The sequence below is a fragment of the uncultured Caulobacter sp. genome (assembly GCF_937900395.1).
GTDB lineage: Bacteria > Pseudomonadota > Alphaproteobacteria > Caulobacterales > Caulobacteraceae > Caulobacter.
This window is the reverse complement of the sequence record NZ_CALCDX010000058.1, coordinates 1-15,694: the sequence shown is the minus strand read 5'-3', so window position 1 is coordinate 15,694 and position 15,694 is coordinate 1. Positions and strand designations below refer to the sequence as shown.

Annotated in this window: 19 protein-coding genes and 2 pseudogenes; 10 read left to right on the top strand and 11 right to left on the bottom strand. The window is 69.0% G+C overall.

The genetic code is table 11. The features are described from left to right. The 9 genes and pseudogenes from Q0379_RS05305 to sugE form a co-directional block, all read left to right on the top strand. A pseudogene (locus Q0379_RS05305) lies at positions 1-514 on the top strand (F0F1 ATP synthase subunit alpha); the annotation flags it as partial. 14 nt (positions 515-528) lie between these two features. After that, positions 529-1,158: a pseudaminic acid biosynthesis-associated methylase gene (locus tag Q0379_RS05300; protein ID WP_299005272.1), complete on the top strand. Its 630-nt coding sequence runs from the start codon at positions 529-531 to the stop codon at positions 1,156-1,158. Between the two features lie 7 nt (positions 1,159-1,165). After that, positions 1,166-2,041: a F0F1 ATP synthase subunit gamma gene (locus Q0379_RS05295; protein WP_299005269.1), complete on the top strand. Its 876-nt coding sequence runs from the start codon at positions 1,166-1,168 to the stop codon at positions 2,039-2,041. 47 nt (positions 2,042-2,088) lie between these two features. Next, complete coding sequence (gene atpD / locus Q0379_RS05290) at positions 2,089-3,699, top strand: F0F1 ATP synthase subunit beta (protein WP_299005266.1); 1,611 nt, start codon at positions 2,089-2,091, stop codon at positions 3,697-3,699. Then, positions 3,699-3,950, top strand: a complete 252-nt coding sequence (locus Q0379_RS05285) for a hypothetical protein (RefSeq protein ID WP_066686486.1) — start codon at positions 3,699-3,701, stop codon at positions 3,948-3,950. The genes atpD and Q0379_RS05285 overlap by 1 nt, the downstream gene beginning before the upstream one ends. Further along, on the top strand, positions 3,950-4,210 hold the full coding sequence (locus tag Q0379_RS05280) for an ATP synthase F1 subunit epsilon (protein WP_066686484.1): 261 nt from the start codon (positions 3,950-3,952) through the stop codon (positions 4,208-4,210). The genes Q0379_RS05285 and Q0379_RS05280 overlap by 1 nt, the downstream gene beginning before the upstream one ends. 90 nt (positions 4,211-4,300) lie before the next feature. After that, positions 4,301-4,708 (top strand): hypothetical protein, encoded by a 408-nt coding sequence (locus Q0379_RS05275; RefSeq protein ID WP_299005260.1) that lies wholly within the window; start codon positions 4,301-4,303, stop codon positions 4,706-4,708. Between the two features lie 88 nt (positions 4,709-4,796). Then, a complete protein-coding gene (locus tag Q0379_RS05270; RefSeq protein WP_299005257.1) occupies positions 4,797-5,561 on the top strand; it encodes a hypothetical protein in 765 nt (254 codons plus the stop codon). Between the two features lie 110 nt (positions 5,562-5,671). Beyond that, positions 5,672-5,992 carry a quaternary ammonium compound efflux SMR transporter SugE gene (gene sugE / locus Q0379_RS05265; RefSeq protein ID WP_066686480.1) on the top strand — a complete coding sequence of 107 codons (321 nt, stop codon included), beginning with the start codon at positions 5,672-5,674 and terminating at the stop codon, positions 5,990-5,992. A gap of 1 nt (position 5,993) precedes the next feature. Here sugE and Q0379_RS05260 read toward each other — a convergent pair whose 3' ends face one another. From Q0379_RS05260 to proA, 10 genes and pseudogenes are all read right to left on the bottom strand, one after another. Next, positions 5,994-6,743, bottom strand: coding sequence for an alpha/beta hydrolase (locus Q0379_RS05260; RefSeq protein ID WP_299005250.1), 750 nt, complete (start codon positions 6,741-6,743; stop codon positions 5,994-5,996). A 65-nt stretch (positions 6,744-6,808) separates the two neighbouring features. Continuing rightward, complete coding sequence (locus Q0379_RS05255) at positions 6,809-8,323, bottom strand: alpha/beta fold hydrolase (RefSeq protein ID WP_299005248.1); 1,515 nt, start codon at positions 8,321-8,323, stop codon at positions 6,809-6,811. 30 nt (positions 8,324-8,353) lie between these two features. Then, positions 8,354-8,845 (bottom strand): RNA pyrophosphohydrolase, encoded by a 492-nt coding sequence (locus Q0379_RS05250; protein WP_299005246.1) that lies wholly within the window; start codon positions 8,843-8,845, stop codon positions 8,354-8,356. A 21-nt stretch (positions 8,846-8,866) separates the two neighbouring features. Continuing rightward, positions 8,867-10,048 carry a divergent polysaccharide deacetylase family protein gene (locus Q0379_RS05245; RefSeq protein ID WP_299005244.1) on the bottom strand — a complete coding sequence of 394 codons (1,182 nt, stop codon included), beginning with the start codon at positions 10,046-10,048 and terminating at the stop codon, positions 8,867-8,869. A gap of 153 nt (positions 10,049-10,201) precedes the next feature. Beyond that, positions 10,202-11,593 carry a S41 family peptidase gene (locus tag Q0379_RS05240; protein WP_299005242.1) on the bottom strand — a complete coding sequence of 464 codons (1,392 nt, stop codon included), beginning with the start codon at positions 11,591-11,593 and terminating at the stop codon, positions 10,202-10,204. Between the two features lie 109 nt (positions 11,594-11,702). Then, positions 11,703-12,764 (bottom strand): peptidoglycan DD-metalloendopeptidase family protein, encoded by a 1,062-nt coding sequence (locus tag Q0379_RS05235; RefSeq protein WP_299005240.1) that lies wholly within the window; start codon positions 12,762-12,764, stop codon positions 11,703-11,705. Positions 12,765-12,780: 16 nt separating this feature from the next. Then, positions 12,781-13,245 (bottom strand): 23S rRNA (pseudouridine(1915)-N(3))-methyltransferase RlmH, encoded by a 465-nt coding sequence (gene rlmH, locus Q0379_RS05230; protein ID WP_299005238.1) that lies wholly within the window; start codon positions 13,243-13,245, stop codon positions 12,781-12,783. A gap of 137 nt (positions 13,246-13,382) precedes the next feature. Beyond that, on the bottom strand, positions 13,383-13,814 hold the full coding sequence (gene rsfS, locus Q0379_RS05225) for a ribosome silencing factor (RefSeq protein ID WP_197426741.1): 432 nt from the start codon (positions 13,812-13,814) through the stop codon (positions 13,383-13,385). A gap of 111 nt (positions 13,815-13,925) precedes the next feature. Then, a complete protein-coding gene (locus tag Q0379_RS05220) occupies positions 13,926-14,588 on the bottom strand; it encodes a nicotinate-nucleotide adenylyltransferase (protein WP_299005236.1) in 663 nt (220 codons plus the stop codon). Continuing rightward, positions 14,554-14,943, bottom strand: a pseudogene (gene proA, locus Q0379_RS05215) (gamma-glutamyl-phosphate reductase); the annotation flags it as partial. The pseudogene proA and the gene Q0379_RS05220, both read right to left, overlap by 35 nt. Before the next feature lie 23 nt (positions 14,944-14,966). Here proA and Q0379_RS05210 point away from each other — a divergent pair. Further along, positions 14,967-15,425, top strand: coding sequence for an Rv3235 family protein (locus tag Q0379_RS05210; protein ID WP_299005234.1), 459 nt, complete (start codon positions 14,967-14,969; stop codon positions 15,423-15,425). A 77-nt stretch (positions 15,426-15,502) separates the two neighbouring features. Here the strand turns inward: Q0379_RS05210 and Q0379_RS05205 are convergent. Then, a partial coding sequence (locus tag Q0379_RS05205) for an SEC-C metal-binding domain-containing protein (RefSeq protein WP_299005231.1) occupies positions 15,503-15,694 on the bottom strand: 192 nt, incomplete at its 5' end.

Below are 15,694 nucleotides of genomic sequence, written 5' to 3'. Positions count from 1 at the left end.
GACCAACGTGATCTCGATCACCGACGGCCAGATCTTCCTGGAAACCGACCTGTTCTACCAAGGCATCCGTCCGGCCGTGAACGTCGGCATCTCGGTGTCGCGCGTCGGCTCGTCGGCCCAGATCAAGGCGATGAAGCAAGTCGCCGGTCCGATTAAGGGCGAACTCGCCCAGTACCGTGAAATGGCCGCCTTCGCGAAGTTCGGCTCGGACCTGGACGCCTCGACCCAGAAGATGCTGGCCCGCGGCGAGCGCCTGACCGAGCTGCTGAAGCAGCCGCAATACGCGCCGCAGTCGGTCGAAGAGCAGGTCTGCGTGATCTACGCCGGCACCCGCGGCTATCTGGACAAGATCCCGACCTCGTCGGTTCGCCGGTTCGAGACCGAGTTCCTGGCCCGTCTGCACAGCCAGCACGCCGACCTGCTGGAAGGCATCCGCACCAAGAAGGCGCTGGACAAGGATCTGGAGAACACGCTGAAGAGCGCGCTCGACAGCTTCTCGGCGACCTTCGCCTAAGGAAGCATAGGCAAATGGCTGACGCCCCCAAGACTGAAGGCGCCTGGTCCGGCGAGTTCGGCGACCGCTACACTGAGCGGAACGCCGTGACCGTCGACGCCGTGCGGGGCCGGACGAAAGCTTGGGGGCAGGTGCTGCCGCGCCTGGTCGGCGATCCGCCCAAGAGCATTCTGGAAGTCGGCCCGAACGTCGGGTTGAACCTCCGGGGCCTTCAGGCGATCACCGACGCGGAGCTGTGGGGCATCGAGCCGAACAGCGCGGCTCGCAAGCAGATTCTCGAAGACGGCGTCCTGCCGCCCGAGCGTCTGTTCGAGGGTTTCGGCCACAGCATCCCCCTGGCGGATGGCGCGGTCGACATGGCGTTCACCTCGGGCGTTCTGATCCACGTGGATCCGACCAAGCTCGAGGCCACGATGCGCGAGATTCATCGCGTGTCCGCCAAGTACGTGCTGTGCGCCGAGTATTTTTCGCCGAAGGCGGAAACGATTACGTACCGAGGCGAGCAAGGTCTTCTGTTCAAGAACGACTTCGGCTCGCTCTACTTGGATCTGTTCCCGGATCTGGTGCTGGTCGATTACGGGTTCTTCTGGAGAAGGACGACCGTGATGGACGACACCACGTGGTGGCTGTTTAGGAAGGTCTGATAGGCGGATGGCAAGCCTAAAGGAAATGCGCAATCGGATCTCGAGCGTCAAAGCGACGCAAAAGATCACGAAGGCGATGCAGATGGTGGCGGCGGCCAAGCTGCGCCGGAGCCAGGACGCGGCCGAGGCCGCTCGTCCGTACGCCCGGCGTCTGGCCAGCGTCATCGCCAATCTCGCCGCCGGCGTCTCGGGCGACGGCGCGCCGAAGCTGCTGGCCGGCACCGGCCGCGACGACCGCCACCTGGTCGTCGTCGCCGCCGCCGACCGCGGCCTGGCGGGCGGCTTCACCTCGTCGATCGTCCGCGCCGCGCGCGCCCACATCGACGGCCTGATCAAGCAGGGCAAGGACGTCCGCGTGATCTGCGTCGGCAAGAAGGTGACGGCCCAGCTCGCCAAGCCCTATGCCGGCCGGATCGTCGAGACCTTCGACCTGTCGGCCTATCGCCAGCTGACGCTGTCGGTGGCCCAGCCGATCGCCGACGTCATCACCCGCGAGTACGAAGCGGGCGAGACCGACGTGGTCACCCTGTTCTACAGCCGCTTCAAGTCGGTGGTGCAGCAGGTCCCGACGGGCCTGCAGCTGATCCCGGCGACCGTCGACGGCGTCGAAGCCGCCTCGGGCCCGACGGCGGTCTACGAGTACGAGCCCTCGGAAGAGGCCATTCTCGAGACGCTGCTGCCGCGCAACCTGACGGTCCAGATCCTGTCGGCCTTGCTGGACAACATGGCGGGCTTCTACGCCAGCCAGATGACCGCCATGGACAACGCCACGCGCAACGCCGGCGAGATGATCAAGCGCTACACCCTCGAATACAACCGCTCCCGCCAGGCTCAGATCACCAAGGAGCTGATCGAGATCATCTCCGGCGCCGAAGCCGTCTGATCTAGCCTAACGACACAAGCACGCAGAGACCGAAAGACCCGCAAGCCATGGCCAAGACCCCCGCTGAAAAGCCGGCGACCGCCGCCGCCAAGAAGCCCGCCGCCCCCAAGGCCGCCGCTGCTCCGAAGGCCGCCGCGGCCAAGGCGCCCGCCGCCAAGAAGCCGGCCGCCCCGAAGGCCGCCGCCGCTTCGGCTCCGGCCAACGCCGCCGTCAACCTGGACGGCGCCACCGGCCGCCTCGTGCAGATCATCGGCGCGGTCGTCGACATCGAGTTCGACGGCGCCCTGCCGGCGATCCTGAACGCCGTCGAGACCGTCAACGCCGCCACCGGCCAGCGCCTGGTGTTCGAAGTCGCCCAGCACCTGGGCCAGAACACCGTCCGCGCCATCGCCATGGACGCCACCGAAGGTCTGGTCCGCGGCCAGCCGGTCAAGGACACCGGCGCGCCGATCCGCGTGCCGGTCGGTCCGGGCACCCTGGGCCGCATCATGAACGTCATCGGCGAGCCGATCGACGAGCAGGGCCCGATCCAGTCGACCCTGTCGCGCCCGATCCACCGCGACGCCCCGACCTTCGCAGAGCAGACCAACACCGCTGAGGTGCTGGTCACCGGCATCAAGGTCATCGACCTGATGTGCCCCTACACCAAGGGCGGCAAGATCGGCCTGTTCGGCGGCGCCGGCGTCGGCAAGACCGTGACGATGCAGGAACTGATCAACAACATCGCCAAGGCTTACGGCGGTTACTCGGTTCTGGCCGGCGTGGGCGAGCGCACCCGCGAAGGCAACGACCTCTATCACGAGATGATCGAGTCGAACGTGAACGTCGACCCGAAGGCCAACAACGGCTCGACCGAAGGTTCGCGCTGCGCCCTGGTCTACGGCCAGATGAACGAACCCCCGGGCGCCCGCGCCCGCGTCGCCCTGACGGGCCTCTCGATCGCGGAATACTTCCGTGACGAAGAAGGCAAGGACGTGCTGCTGTTCGTCGACAACATCTTCCGCTTCACCCAAGCCGGCGCCGAAGTGTCGGCTCTGCTGGGCCGCATCCCCTCGGCCGTGGGCTACCAGCCCACCCTGGCCACCGAGATGGGCAACCTGCAGGAGCGCATCACCTCGACGAACAAGGGCTCGATCACCTCGGTTCAAGCCATCTACGTGCCCGCCGACGACCTGACCGACCCGGCTCCGGCCACCTCGTTCGCCCACTTGGACGCCACCACCGTTCTGTCGCGTGACATCGCGGCCCAGGCCATCTTCCCGGCCGTGGACCCGCTGGACTCCACCTCGCGGATCATGGACCCGCTGGTCATCGGCGAAGAGCACTACACCGTCGCTCGTCGCGTTCAGGAAGTCCTGCAGCAGTACAAGGCCCTGAAGGACATCATCGCCATCCTGGGCATGGACGAGCTGTCGGAAGAGGACAAGCTGATCGTGGCGCGCGCCCGCAAGATCCAGCGCTTCCTGTCGCAGCCGTTCCACGTCGCCGAGCAGTTCACCAACACGCCGGGCGCCTTCGTCCAGCTGAAGGACACGATCCGCTCGTTCAAGGGCATCGTGGACGGTGAATACGACCACCTGCCGGAAGGCGCCTTCTACATGGTCGGCCCGATCGAGGAAGCCGTGGCCAAGGCCGAAAAGATGGCGGCCGAAGCCTAATGACCGAAGACGCCGATCTGGGCCATTTCTGCTGCGAGGAGCTGGCGGAAGCCGTGTCCCCGGACACGACCGCCAGCCTCATCGAGCATGACAGCGGCCTGATCCTGCTGAACCTCGGCGAACGCGAGGAAGAGGGCGAGACGGGCCTGGTGCTGGCCACCATCCGCTTCTGCCCCTTCTGCGGAACCGAGATCCAGACCGACGAAGACATCGAAGCCGCCCTGGGCGGCGTCGAGGAGACCTTCAACTGATGGCCAAGCTGCACTTCTCTCTGGTCGCCCCCGAGCGCGAACTGTTCTCCGGCGACGTGGACATGGTCCAGGCTCCGGGCGCGGAAGGCGACTTCGGCGTCCTGGCCAACCACGCCCCGTTCATGACCACCCTGCGCGAAGGCAAGGTGACCGTGAAGGACGGCGCGACGACCAAGGTGTTCGACATCCAGGGCGGCTTCGCGGACGTTGGTCCCGAGGGGCTGACCATCCTGGCCGAACACGCGGTCGAAGCGGCCTGATATTTCGAGGCGCTTGACGCCCTAAGGTTGAGCGCGTCACGATAGCCGCTTCCAGGCCGTCGGGCGCGCTCAATGTTTTTGATCATAGCCTTGGTCCAGGCGCTTGCGGGTTCGCCGGATCCCGTCCTCGTCGGCGCGCTATTTTGCCTGGGCGAGCAGCCCTTGCCGGAGACCTTCGTCCGGGAGGCGGCGGACAAGCAAATCTGGCGCCTGGCCGGGCCTCAGAGCATCCTCGTGTCCAAGGTCGGGCCGGCCTGTCTGGTGATCAGGCTCCCCGTCGGCGTCGCCGAGACGGCCACGAGCGGATGGATCGAATCGCGCCCGGATTTCCAGCTCGACAAGGATCTGACCGGCACGGGAACCCGAACCCGCGACTATGTGCGCAAGTCTGGCGCGGGCGGAATGCGGCTGCGTCTCATCGAACCCGTCGCGGGGGACTATCCGGCGTTCAGCCCGCCCAGCGGCGTGACGATCTGGCCCGATCCGCCTTCCCCATAGGCGTCAAGCCAACAAAATTACATTTGTGACCTAATCTCCGCCTTAATCGGTAGCCATAAGGGTTGCGAGGGACCGCCTGTCGGTTTTAATGCCGACCTCTCGTTCAGTTGGGGATAACCAGCCTATGCGCCTCGCGCTCGTCAGCCTGATCGCTCTCGGCGCGGTTTCGACCGCCGCCGTCGCCCAGGAGCAAACCGCTCCGGCTCCCGCCACGCCCGCGCCGGCTCCCGCCGCCGCTCCGGCTCCGGCCCAAGCCGCCCCGGCCGCTCCGGCTGACCAAGCCGCTCCGGCTGCTCCGGCCGACCAAGCCGCGCCGCCGGTGGCGGCCGCTCCGGCCGCGGCCCCCGCCGAGACCTACACCGCTCCGGTGCGCGGTCCGAAAACCACCGACCCGGTCACGCTGAAGCTGCTGGACGTGCTGGACAAGGTCTGCAAGCCGCAGGTCGCCGGTGGCGACTTCGCCCAGCTGGTCAAGGACTACGGCTTCAAGAAGAAGAAGGAGCAGTGGATCCTCGACCTGGGCAAGCCCTACAACATCACGCTCGACAACCCCGGTTCGAACAAGAACATCTGCACGGTCACGATCGACTACGCCCAGAGCCCCGAGCAGGCTCAGGAACTGGCCAACGGCCTGCACGACTGGGCGACCTGGGAAAACAGCCCGCAGCTGCGCCTGATCCGCAACGACCAGACCGTCGGCAGCGACTTCCGCCGCTTCACCGTGTCGTGGGACGACGCCTGGGCCAATGGCCACGCTGGCCTGGTCTATGTGCGCCTGAAGAAGCTGGACGAGAGCTCCGTCGGCAAGAACTTCGAGCGCGCCCAGATCCTGTACAGCACCAACAGCCGCTGATCTGGTTGCCCGGTCTCAAAGACCGACCTATCTAGCGAAGGCGCGGGGACGACCCCGCGCCTTTTGCGTTTCCGGGGACGACCCCGCCTTTTTCGAAGAAAGGGCTCGTCGTGGCCTGGATCATCCTTCTGATCGCCGGACTGTTCGAGGTGGGCTGGGCCGTGGGCCTGAAGTTCACCGAAGGCTTCACCAAGCCGATCCCGATCGCGCTGACCGCCATCAGCCTCGTCCTATCGATGGGCCTGCTGGGCTGGTCGGTGAAGAGCCTGCCGCTCGGCACGGCCTACGCCGTCTGGACGGGCGTCGGGGCGGTCGGCACCGCCATCGTCGGCATCGTGCTGTTCAAGGAGCCGGCGACGGCGGCGCGGCTGGTCTGCCTGGGCCTGATCGTGGCCGGGATTCTGGGGCTGAAGGTGTTCAGCCCGCAGTAGGTCAGGCGGCCGCCCGGTCCTCGGCGGCGATGAAGTCGAGGCACATGGCCGCCACCTCTTCCCAGCCCGGTTCGCCCGGCAGCCAGTGGCTCATCTGCGGGAACACCTCCACGACGCCGCCCAGGCGCGCGGCGGTCTGGCGGACGGTGGCGGGGGGATGGATCACGTCCTGACCGCCGGCGATGGCCAGCACCGGACATCCGGGGGCGGCGACGCTGGTGGTCATGAACGGGTCCAGCCACCAGTTCAGCGTCTCCCACAGCGCCCGACCGCTTTCGGCCGTCATGCGGGCGAAGATCGCCTTGCGGGCGGGGCGCGGCAGGCGGTCGACGCTGTAGCGTCGCACCACGCCATAGTCGGGCGCGACGGCCTGCAGCCAGTAGGGGCCAAGGGCGTAGAGGCTCACGGCCGACGCGGCCTCTTCCAGGCTCGCGCCGCTGACGCCCCAGGGCGCGGACGGGGCCAGAAGGATCAGCTTGGAAACGCGGGCGCGGGCGGCGGCCATCTGGGCCACCAGGCCGCCCATCGAATGGCCGATCAGAATGGGAGGGGTCTCGCAGGTCTCGACCAGACGGGCGATCTGCCGGGCGTAGTCGGTCATCGAGACGCCGGTGACGCCCCGGGCGCCGTCGTGGCCGATCAGGTCGGGCGTCATCACCGAATGGCCGGCGGCCTCGAACGGCGCGCGGAAGGCGTCGAAGGTCCAGCCGCCGCAGAAGGCCCCGTGGACCATGATGACCGGTGCGCGCATGGACGCTCTTGAACTCGACTACGACCCCGCCGACCAGCTTGGCCGGCGGAGCCAGAGTACACGGTCTACTTCGACTTGGGCGAGGTTTTGGCGGTCGCCTTTGTCGCAGGCTTCTTGGCGGGCGGGGCCTTCGCCGCGGCGGCCTTGGGGGCCGCGGGCTTCGCCGCAGCGGCTTTGGCGGGAGCCTTGGCCGCCGCCGGCTTGGCGGCCGCCTTCGGAGCGGGAGTCTTGGCAGCGGTAGTCTTAGGCGCGGCGGCTTTCGGAGCCGTCGTCTTGGGCGCGGCGGCCTTGGCCGGAGCCTTCGCCGCCGCCGGCTTGGCCGCGGGCTTAGCCGCCGCCTTGGCGGGAGCCTTGGTCGCGGCCGGCTTGGCGGCCGGAGCGGCCTTGGCCTTCGGCGCGGCCTTTGCGGGCGCGGCGGCCGTTTTCGGAGCCGCGGCGGCCTTCGGCTTTGCGGCGGGCTTTGCGGCGGCCTTGGCGGGCGCTGCGGCCTTCGGCGCGGGGGCGGGCTTCGCCTTGGCGGCGGGAGCCTTCGCAGCGGGCGCCGCCTTGGCGGCCGGCGCCTTGGCCGGAGCGGCGGCCTTCTTCGGCGCGGCCGCCTTCGGCTTCGCCGCGGCCTTGGGCTTGGCTTCGGCCTTCGGCGCGACGGCGGCCGCCGGAGCCGGGGCCGGCGCGGGGGCGGGTTTCGGCGCCGGCGCGGGGGCCGGAGCCGGAGCGGGCTCCGCCGCCTTCACGGGCGCGACCGCCGGGGTCGGCGCGGGTGCCGGGGCCTTGGCCACGGTCGGCGCGGGGGTGGCGGCCGGCGTTTGCTTCTTGCCGCCCAGCCAGGCGATCAGGTCGTCGAGGATCTTCATCGTGTTTGGCTCATCTATCAGATAGTGGGCGTTGTTGGGGTACTCGCGATACTCGGCGCCAGCGTACTTCTTGCTGACGAGGCGCACGTCCTCGACGGGTGTCGTGCGATCAAGGGCGCCGCCCATGACCAGCATCGGCGCGGTGACCTTGCTGGCGTCGACATAGGCGGCCTTGTTCGGATCCTGGTGGGGCCGGGCCAGGTCGGCCAGCACGCGGCCACTGTCGTAGACCATGGTGGCGTAGAGCGCGTCATGGCGCTCCGGCGGCACCACGTTGGCGACGCCGAACTTGAAGCCGGTCTTCCACATCTTGCCGGCCTTGGTCTCGGGCTTGCCGGCCAGGACCATGTTCAGGAAGGTGATCAGCGGCGCCAGCTTCGGCTTGCCGCGCGCATCGGCGGGCGAGGCGGGCGCGAACAGAACGACGGTCGAGGCCAGGCCAGCCTCGGCGATCTTCTGGGCGATCAGCCCGCCCATCGAATGCCCCATCACGATCGGCTTCTTGCCGGTCTCCCGCGCCAGGGTCTGGGCGTAGGCCGCCATCTCGGCGACGTAGTCGGCCAGCGTCAGGCCCGCCAGACCGGCGCGAGGTCCGTCGACGGTCCGCACCGCCGCCCGGATCGTCGGCGTCTCCACGCGATAGCCTTCGGCGCGCAGCCGGCCGGCGACGGGTCCCCACACGTCGCCGGCGCAGCCGTAGCCGTGAATCAACAGAACTGTTTCCACCACCGTTCTCCCCCCGCGCGAAAGACCCGGAAATCAGGCCCCTCGCGCGAACCCCGCGAACGCGGCGACGACTGCTTCGTAGACGCCGCGTTTGAAAGGTACGATCAGTTCGGGTGCTTCGTCGAGCCTACCCCATCGCCAAGCGTCGAACTCGATGTGTTCGTCCGCCGCAAGATCGATCTCGGCTTCGTCTCCGACGAAGCGGTAAGCGAACCAAACCTGCTTCTGACCGCGCCAGCCACGCGAAGACTTGGGGTCGGCGAGAACCTCCGGCGGAAAGTCGTAGGTGATCCAGCCGGGCGTGCGCCCGAGCAGTTCGACCGATCTCACGCCCGTCTCCTCGGCCAGCTCGCGGCGGGCGGCGGCTTCGAGGTCCTCGCCGTCATCGACGCCGCCTTGCGGGAACTGCCAGTTGTAGGGCGGCGCCTGCTTGTGGCGGCGGCCCAGCCAGACGCGGCCGTCGGGATGGAACAGGACGACGCCGACGTTCGGGCGGTGCTGCGGATAGTCAGGCTCTGAACTCATGAGAGCCTTATTCCACAAGGTTTAGCGATGGGCGAGGGCCGAGGCCGGCGCCAGTTGCAGACCGCGCGCCTGCAGGCCGGCGGCCCAGAGGCGGACCTGGTTGATGGTCACCGGATAGGCGAAGCCCGAGCCGAGCGACTGGCCGCGGGCGGAGGCGCCGTTCTCCAGGGCGCGCAGCTGAGCGTCGATGGCGCTGGCCGACAACTCGTCGTCGATCACCCGATCGGCCGAGGCGCGCGGGATCGGTCCGCCGCGCCGGGCGGCCAGGCCGTCGTCGATGAAGGCCAGGCCCCGCGCCTTGAGCACGGCGTTGAAGGTGTTCATCGCCTGGTCGTTGTCGACGAAGCGCGCGCCCAGATAGTTCGACAGGCCAAAATAGCCCGTGGCGCGCGACATCAGCCATTCCAGCTTGCGGACGGTGTCCTCGGGGCGGTTGGCGGCGATCAGGGTGTAGGGGCCCGGATCGTTGGCCGGATAGTCCGCCGGCTCCATCGGCGTCTCCAGCAGCACCTCGTGGCCATGCTCGCGGGCCAGGTCGATCCAGCCCTGCAGGCCCTCGGCGTAGGGCGCGAACGACAGGGTGACCTCGGCGGGCAGGGTCTCGATCGCCGCCCGCGTGGTCTGGGCGTTGAGGCCGAGGCCCCCGATCACCACCGAGACCTTGGGGCGGCCATTGGGCGTGAACGGGCGCGCATAGGCGTCGGCGGCGGTGCGGCCGTCGGCGGCGATGATCGGCAGGGGCGCGCCGCCGGGGCCGGGCGCGGTCAGGCCGGCGATGGGGGCCTGGGGCAGGCCGGGGCCCTTCTGGACGGGCGGGGGCGGCTGCTCGCCCTCGAAGGCCGGCTTCTGGCTGTCCTCGCCGCTGGCGGCTGGGAAGGGCGCGCGGGAGAGCTGGAGCTCGACGGGCTTCAGGGGCGCCTCGTGCGGGCCCTCGGCGGTCAAGGCCTCGCGCCAACCTTCGGGCGCGTTCTTGGTCGCGCCGATCTTGGTCAGCTCCAGCCGCACGACCGGGTTGCCGGCGTGCGGGTCGCTGGTCACCAGGACCAGGGTCGCCAGCGAGGCCAGGAACAGGCAGGCCGCGCCGCCGGCGCCGACATAAGGGTTGGCCAGGGCCGCGCCCAGCTTTCCGCGCAGCGGGGCCGACCCGCCGGACGCGGGCGCGGCGGCGGCGTAGGCGGGCTTGCGGGAAAACGAGACGGCCATCGCCCGGCAGGCTAAGCGGAAGGCCCGAAGAGATGGTTAACAAGACGTCGCCAACCGCCCGGCCAAGCGCGGCGCGACGCCGCACGGCGGAAACGAAAACGCCGCCTGACCGGGGGGGCGAGGCGGCGTTCCGTCAGCGCATGTGTCGCTGATCTACTTCTTGTCCGTGGCCGGCGCCTTGGTCGCGGCGGCGGCCGCCTTGGCGGTGACCTCGGCGATCTTGGCCGCCGGCTTGGGCAGCTTGGGCGTGTTGGCGACGCCGCCGGCCTTCAGCACGGCCAGGGCCCGCTCCAGCTGGAAGTCGTTCTTCTTGTCGTCGAAGCCTGGCGGCGGCGCCTCGGCCGGCGCGTGCGGCGCGACGCGGGTCTTGCCCTCGTCGGCGTTCAGCGCGTTCTTGAAGCTGGCCTCGCTGAACCACACGCGGTTGGCGATGTCCTGGGCCTGGTCGCGGGTCTGGGCGACCTCGAGGTCCGGGGCGATGCCGGTCTTCTGGATCGAGCGGCCCGACGGCGTGAAGTAGCGCGCCGTCGTCAGCTTCAGGGCGCCGTCGGCCCCGCCGCGCAGCGGGATCACCGTCTGCACCGAGCCCTTGCCGAAGCTGGTCAGGCCGACGAGCTCGGCGCGATGACGGTCCTGCAGGGCGCCGGCCACGATTTCGGCCGCCGAGGCCGAACCTTGGTTGATCAGGACGACCATCGGCAGGCCGTTCAGCGCGTCGCCGGGCTTGGCGTTGTAGCGTTGGATGTTGCGCGGGTCGCGGCCGCGCTGACTGACCACCTCGCCACCGTCCAGGAAGACGTCGGCCACGCCGACCGCCTGGTCGAGCAGGCCGCCCGGATTGTTGCGAAGATCCAGGATCAGACCCTTCATCTTCGGGTTCTTGGATTTCAGCTCGTTGATCGAGGCGCTCAGCGCCTCGGTGGCCTTCTCGTTGAAGCCAGGCAGGCGGACATAGCCATAGTCGCCTTCCATGCGGGCGATGGCGGCCTTGGGCTTGATGATCTCGCGGACCAGCTTGACGTCGAACGGATCGTTCTTGTCGCGGGCGATAGTGAGGGTGACCGGCTCGCCGGCCGGGCCGCGCATCTGCTTCACGGCCTCGTTGACCGTCAGGCCCAGCACGCTCTGGCCGTTGACGGCGGTGATGTAGTCGCCGGCCTGCACGCCGGCGCGGGCGGCGGGGGTGCCGTCCATGGGCGAGATCACCTTGACCACGCCGTCCTCGCTGGTGACCTCCAGGCCCAGGCCGCCGTATTCGCCGCGCGTGGTGTCCTGCATGTCCTCGTAGCTGTCGGGCGACAGGTAGCCCGAATGCGGGTCCAGGCTGGTCAGCATGCCGTCCAGCGCCGCCTCGATCAGCTTCTTGTCGTCGACCTCGGTGACGTACTGGTCCTCGACCGTGCCCAAGACGTCGCCGAACAGTTCCAGCAGCTTGTAGGTCTTGGTCTTCGGCGCGTTGTTCGCCTGGGCGATGGGGCTGATGTAGGCCATGGTCCCCGCGCCGAGGACGAAGGCGGAAACGCCGATGAGCAGATACTTGCGCATTAAGGCCCAGAAGGCTCCCTGGCGACGCGCGGCGTCGCAAACCAATTATAGCCCCGTCCAACCCGAACTTGTGATTGTCCGAAGACAGTCACATTACCGAAAAAGCCGCTTATCGCGACTCTTGTTTGAACCAGCGTTCCGGATCGGCCGGTTCGCCGTTCTCACGCACTTCCATATAGAGCTCCGGATCAGAGGATACATGGTCCGGCATCTTTCCGATCGGGGCGCCGGCCGCGACAGATTGTCCGGGCGCGGCGGTGATCTGGTCGAGGCCGGCCAGCACGATGTGATAGGCGCCCTGTGCGCGTAGAATGATCACCGCGCCCCAGCCGTTCAGGGCGCCGGCGTACTCCACGGTTCCAGCGACGGGCGAGGTCACCGACAGGCCCTTGTCGGTCCGCAGGGTCAGGCCGGGCGCCTTGCCGCCGGCGGGCATCTCCTGGCCAAAGCGCCGGACGATGGCCCCGGCGACCGGCGCGCGCAGCGCCAGCGGTCCCGTGGGCGCCGACCGACCCAGGCCGTCGCTGAGCGCGCCGAGGGTGCGGAGCTCGCTCTCCTGGGCCAGGGCTTCCTGGGCGTAGGCGCGCTCCAGCTGGGTCTTTTCGATGATCAGCCGCTCGATCTCGCCCTTGCGGTCGGCGACCACGCTTTCGGCGGTGAACAGCTCGGCCGAGGCGGCGGCGGCCTCTCGGCGCAGGGTTCCGACGGCCGTGGCCTGGCGGGCGTAGGCCTCGGCCCGGTGCTGAAGCTCGGGCGTCATGGCGCGGATCAGGATGGCCGCGCGGACGGCGTCGCGGGCGTCGGCCGGCGAGACCAGCAGGGCGGGCGGCGGATCGCGGCGGAACAGCTGCAGCGCCGACAGCAGCCGCGACAGTCGCTGCCGATTGAGGCCAAGGTCCGCCAGGATGGCGCGTTCGCGGGCGTTCAGAGCTTCCAGCCGGGCGCGCTTGGCGTCGACGTCGGCGCCGGCGGCGACGCGGGCGTGGTCCAGCCGGTCGAGTTCGGCCCGCAGGTCCTCGATCTCGCGGCGGGTGTCGGCGGCTTCCTGCCGGTCCTTGGCGCGCTGTTCCATGGCGGCGCGGTCGACGCTCTGCCAGGCGATCCCGGCCGTGGGGACGGCGAGCGCCAGGGCGGCGAGGGTCAGGACAAGACGCGAAGGACGGCGAAGCATCTTGGCCTTGATAGACCTAATCGCGATGATAGGGCGAGCCCGAGAGGATGGTCGCGGCGCGATAGATCTGCTCGGCCAGCATGGCGCGGGCCAGGGCGTGCGGCCAGGTCTGCGGCCCGAAGGCCATGGTCTCGTTGGCGGTCGACAGGATCGAGGGATCCAGGCCATCTGCCCCACCGATCAGGAACACCACCCGCCGCGTTCCGTCATCGCGCAGCCTGGCCAGGTGGTCGGCGAAGTCGCGGCTCTTGCGGACCTTGCCGTGCTCGTCGCAGGCGATGACGTGCGCCCCCTCCAGGTGCGGGCGCAGCACCTCGGCTTCCGCCGCCTTGCCGGGCTTTCGGGCCTCGACCTCGACGATCTCGACCGGTCCCAGCGCCAGGGCGCGGCCCGAGGCGGTGGCGCGGGACGCGTAGTCCAGGGCCAGCTGCGCCTCGACCATGCGGCCGAGCTTTCCGACGGTGAGGATGGTGATCTTCATCGGGAACTTCACCCGCTCATCCCCGCGAAAGCGGGGACCCAAGCCGAGTTTCAGGTCATGGCGCGACCGATAGCCAGCCCGCCAGCGCCGCTTGGGTCCCCGCTTTCGCGGGGATGAGCGGTTTTAGACGCGAAGAATCAGTTCGCCGCCGTGCGGTGCGGGGCGTCGACCGCCCAGATCTTCTCGATGTTGTAGAAGGCGCGCACTTCGGGACGGAACAGGTGGATGACGACGTCGCCGGCGTCGATCAGCACCCAGTCGCAGTGCGGCAGGCCTTCGACCCGCGCCTTGCCGAAGCCGTTTTCCTTCAGCGCCCGCAGAATGTGGTCGGCCAGAGCGCCGACGTGACGGTGCGAACGGCCCGACGCCACGATCAGGCTGTCGGCGACCGAGCTCTTGTCCGTCAGGTCGATGTGGACGATGTCCTGGGCCTTGTCGTCGTCCAGGCGGGACAGGATCAGGCGCTCCAGCGCCTTCACGTCGAGAACCGGACTCAGGCCCGGGGATTCAGTCGAGGACTCGGCGCCGGCCAAGCCTTCGTGCGCACCATGCGCGGGGTCGCTACGCAGCGTATTGCTCCTTATGGGGTCGCTGTGGATCGTCTCCATAGCACGGAATTGGGCGAAAAGTGAGAGGGCGCGTTCACGAAGGTCGATTTCGCCCTCCGCGATCCGCTCAAGCTAGCGGCCCAGCTTGCCTGTCTGCCGCGCCCTAAGCGCCGTCGACGACGCGAAATTCAGCGGCCCGGTCAGATAGACCCAGGCCGGCGCGGTGGCGTCGGGCAGGCGTGACGCGGCGCTGGCCGGCCAGCGGGCGAAGGCGAAGCGGCGGGCGGCGGGAGCTGTGCGGGCCTTCAGCGCGATCCACGGCCGCGAGATCACCGCCACCGGGACTTCGCGCATGATCTGGGTCCAGCCGCGCCAGCGGTGGAAGCCCGCCAAGCTGTCGGCGCCCATCACCCAGACGAACTTCACGCCCGGAAAGCGCGCCTTCAGCACCCGCAGGGTGTCGATCGTGTACTGCGAGCCCAGCCGCGTCTCGGCATCCGAGACGATCATGCCCGAGCCGCGCGCCCAGCGACGGGCCTGCGCCATTCGTTCGGCCACCGGCTTGGTCTCGTGCGAGGACTTCAGCGGGTTCTGCGGCGAGACCAGCCAGATGACGCGGTCCAGCTCCAGACGGCGCATGGCTGTCTCGGCCACGTGGGCGTGGCCCTCGTGCGCCGGGTTGAAGCTGCCGCCAAACAGGCCGACGCGCATGCCCGGCTCCAGGTGGAAGCCGAGGCGCTGCGCTGCGGGCCGGCCGGCGTCAGGGACGAGTCTGGCCGGTCCCGCGAACCACATATTTGAACGTCGTCAGTTGCTCGGCCCCCACCGGACCGCGGGCATGTAGCTTGTCTGTGGCGATGCCGATCTCGGCCCCGAAGCCAAACTCGCCGCCGTCGGCGAACTGGGTCGAGGCGTTGACCAGCACGATGGCGCTGTCGACCGCCGCGACGAAGGCCTCGGCGGCCGCCTCGTCCTCGGTGACGATCGCGTCGGTGTGGCCCGAGCCGTAAGCGGCGATGTGCGCGGCCGCGCCCTCGACGCCGTCGACCACGGCCACGGCCAGGATCGCGGCGAGATATTCGGTGGTCCAGTCCTCGGCGCTTGCGGCCTTCATAGCTGGGACGAGGGCGCGGGCGGCGGCGTCACGGCGATCAGGGACTGGCCGGCCCGCACATGCTGGCCCCGCTGGGCCGCCCGGGCTTGCGACGCAACGATTGGACGCGCAACGTCCTCGGTCCACTGCTGAACACGGCCGGTTGCGAAGTGATCGCCTTCGATGCCGGCAGCGTGAACGACATCACCGGAATTCAGTCAGGCGATGCGGCCGGTGTGCTCGCCGAGGTGCTGGTGGGGTTGCGGCAACCCACGCAGTTGCTGCGCTGGACCACCCCCGAGGTGTATGCCGTGATCGCCCGTCGGTCGCTGGTGGCCCGTTCACGATCGGGCACCTCGGCCAGCGGCCAGTCACCACGGCCCCGAATCGCTGTACGCAGCGTGCGCGTGTGCGAGCCGGCCGACGGGGTCGCGGAGCTTGCGGTGGTCCTGCAGGACGGTCCTCGCGTGCGTGCCATGGCACTGCGTCTGGTCGGGCAGGACGGGCGATGGCGAGTCGAGGCCCTCCACATCGGCTGACGTCGTCCCCCAATGGCGGCGTCCCGAGGGGTGCCATTGGGGAGGCCGGGGCCCGGCGCCGTCAGAGGGTCAGGAGGTCAGGAGGCCTTGCCGTGGCACATCTTGAACTTCTTGCCCGATCCGCATGGGCAGGGAGCGTTCTTCGGCGTCTTGGTCAACTGGTCCTGGGTGAGCTGCACACCCTGGCCACCTGGTCCTTCGTCGTGCTCCTCGACACCACCGCTCTCACTGGGTGCCGAGTAGTGCAGGTTCCGGGCCTTGGGTGTCTC

Bases quoted from the DNA above. Each gene is read 5' to 3' on its own strand.
- Q0379_RS05300 (WP_299005272.1), top strand. From the start codon at position 529: ATGGCTGACGCCCCCAAGACTGAAGGCGCCTGGTCCGGCGAGTTCGGC.
- Q0379_RS05295 (WP_299005269.1), top strand. From the start codon at position 1,166: ATGGCAAGCCTAAAGGAAATGCGCAATCGGATCTCGAGCGTCAAAGCG.
- atpD (WP_299005266.1), top strand. From the start codon at position 2,089: ATGGCCAAGACCCCCGCTGAAAAGCCGGCGACCGCCGCCGCCAAGAAG.
- Q0379_RS05285 (WP_066686486.1), top strand. From the start codon at position 3,699: ATGACCGAAGACGCCGATCTGGGCCATTTCTGCTGCGAGGAGCTGGCG.
- Q0379_RS05280 (WP_066686484.1), top strand. From the start codon at position 3,950: ATGGCCAAGCTGCACTTCTCTCTGGTCGCCCCCGAGCGCGAACTGTTC.
- Q0379_RS05270 (WP_299005257.1), top strand. From the start codon at position 4,797: ATGCCGACCTCTCGTTCAGTTGGGGATAACCAGCCTATGCGCCTCGCG.
- Q0379_RS05260 (WP_299005250.1), bottom strand. From the start codon at position 6,743: ATGCGCGCACCGGTCATCATGGTCCACGGGGCCTTCTGCGGCGGCTGG.
- Q0379_RS05250 (WP_299005246.1), bottom strand. From the start codon at position 8,845: ATGAGTTCAGAGCCTGACTATCCGCAGCACCGCCCGAACGTCGGCGTC.
- Q0379_RS05245 (WP_299005244.1), bottom strand. From the start codon at position 10,048: ATGGCCGTCTCGTTTTCCCGCAAGCCCGCCTACGCCGCCGCCGCGCCC.
- Q0379_RS05240 (WP_299005242.1), bottom strand. From the start codon at position 11,593: ATGCGCAAGTATCTGCTCATCGGCGTTTCCGCCTTCGTCCTCGGCGCG.
- Q0379_RS05235 (WP_299005240.1), bottom strand. From the start codon at position 12,764: ATGCTTCGCCGTCCTTCGCGTCTTGTCCTGACCCTCGCCGCCCTGGCG.
- rlmH (WP_299005238.1), bottom strand. From the start codon at position 13,245: ATGAAGATCACCATCCTCACCGTCGGAAAGCTCGGCCGCATGGTCGAG.
- Q0379_RS05220 (WP_299005236.1), bottom strand. From the start codon at position 14,588: ATGTGGTTCGCGGGACCGGCCAGACTCGTCCCTGACGCCGGCCGGCCC.
- Q0379_RS05210 (WP_299005234.1), top strand. From the start codon at position 14,967: ATGCTGGCCCCGCTGGGCCGCCCGGGCTTGCGACGCAACGATTGGACG.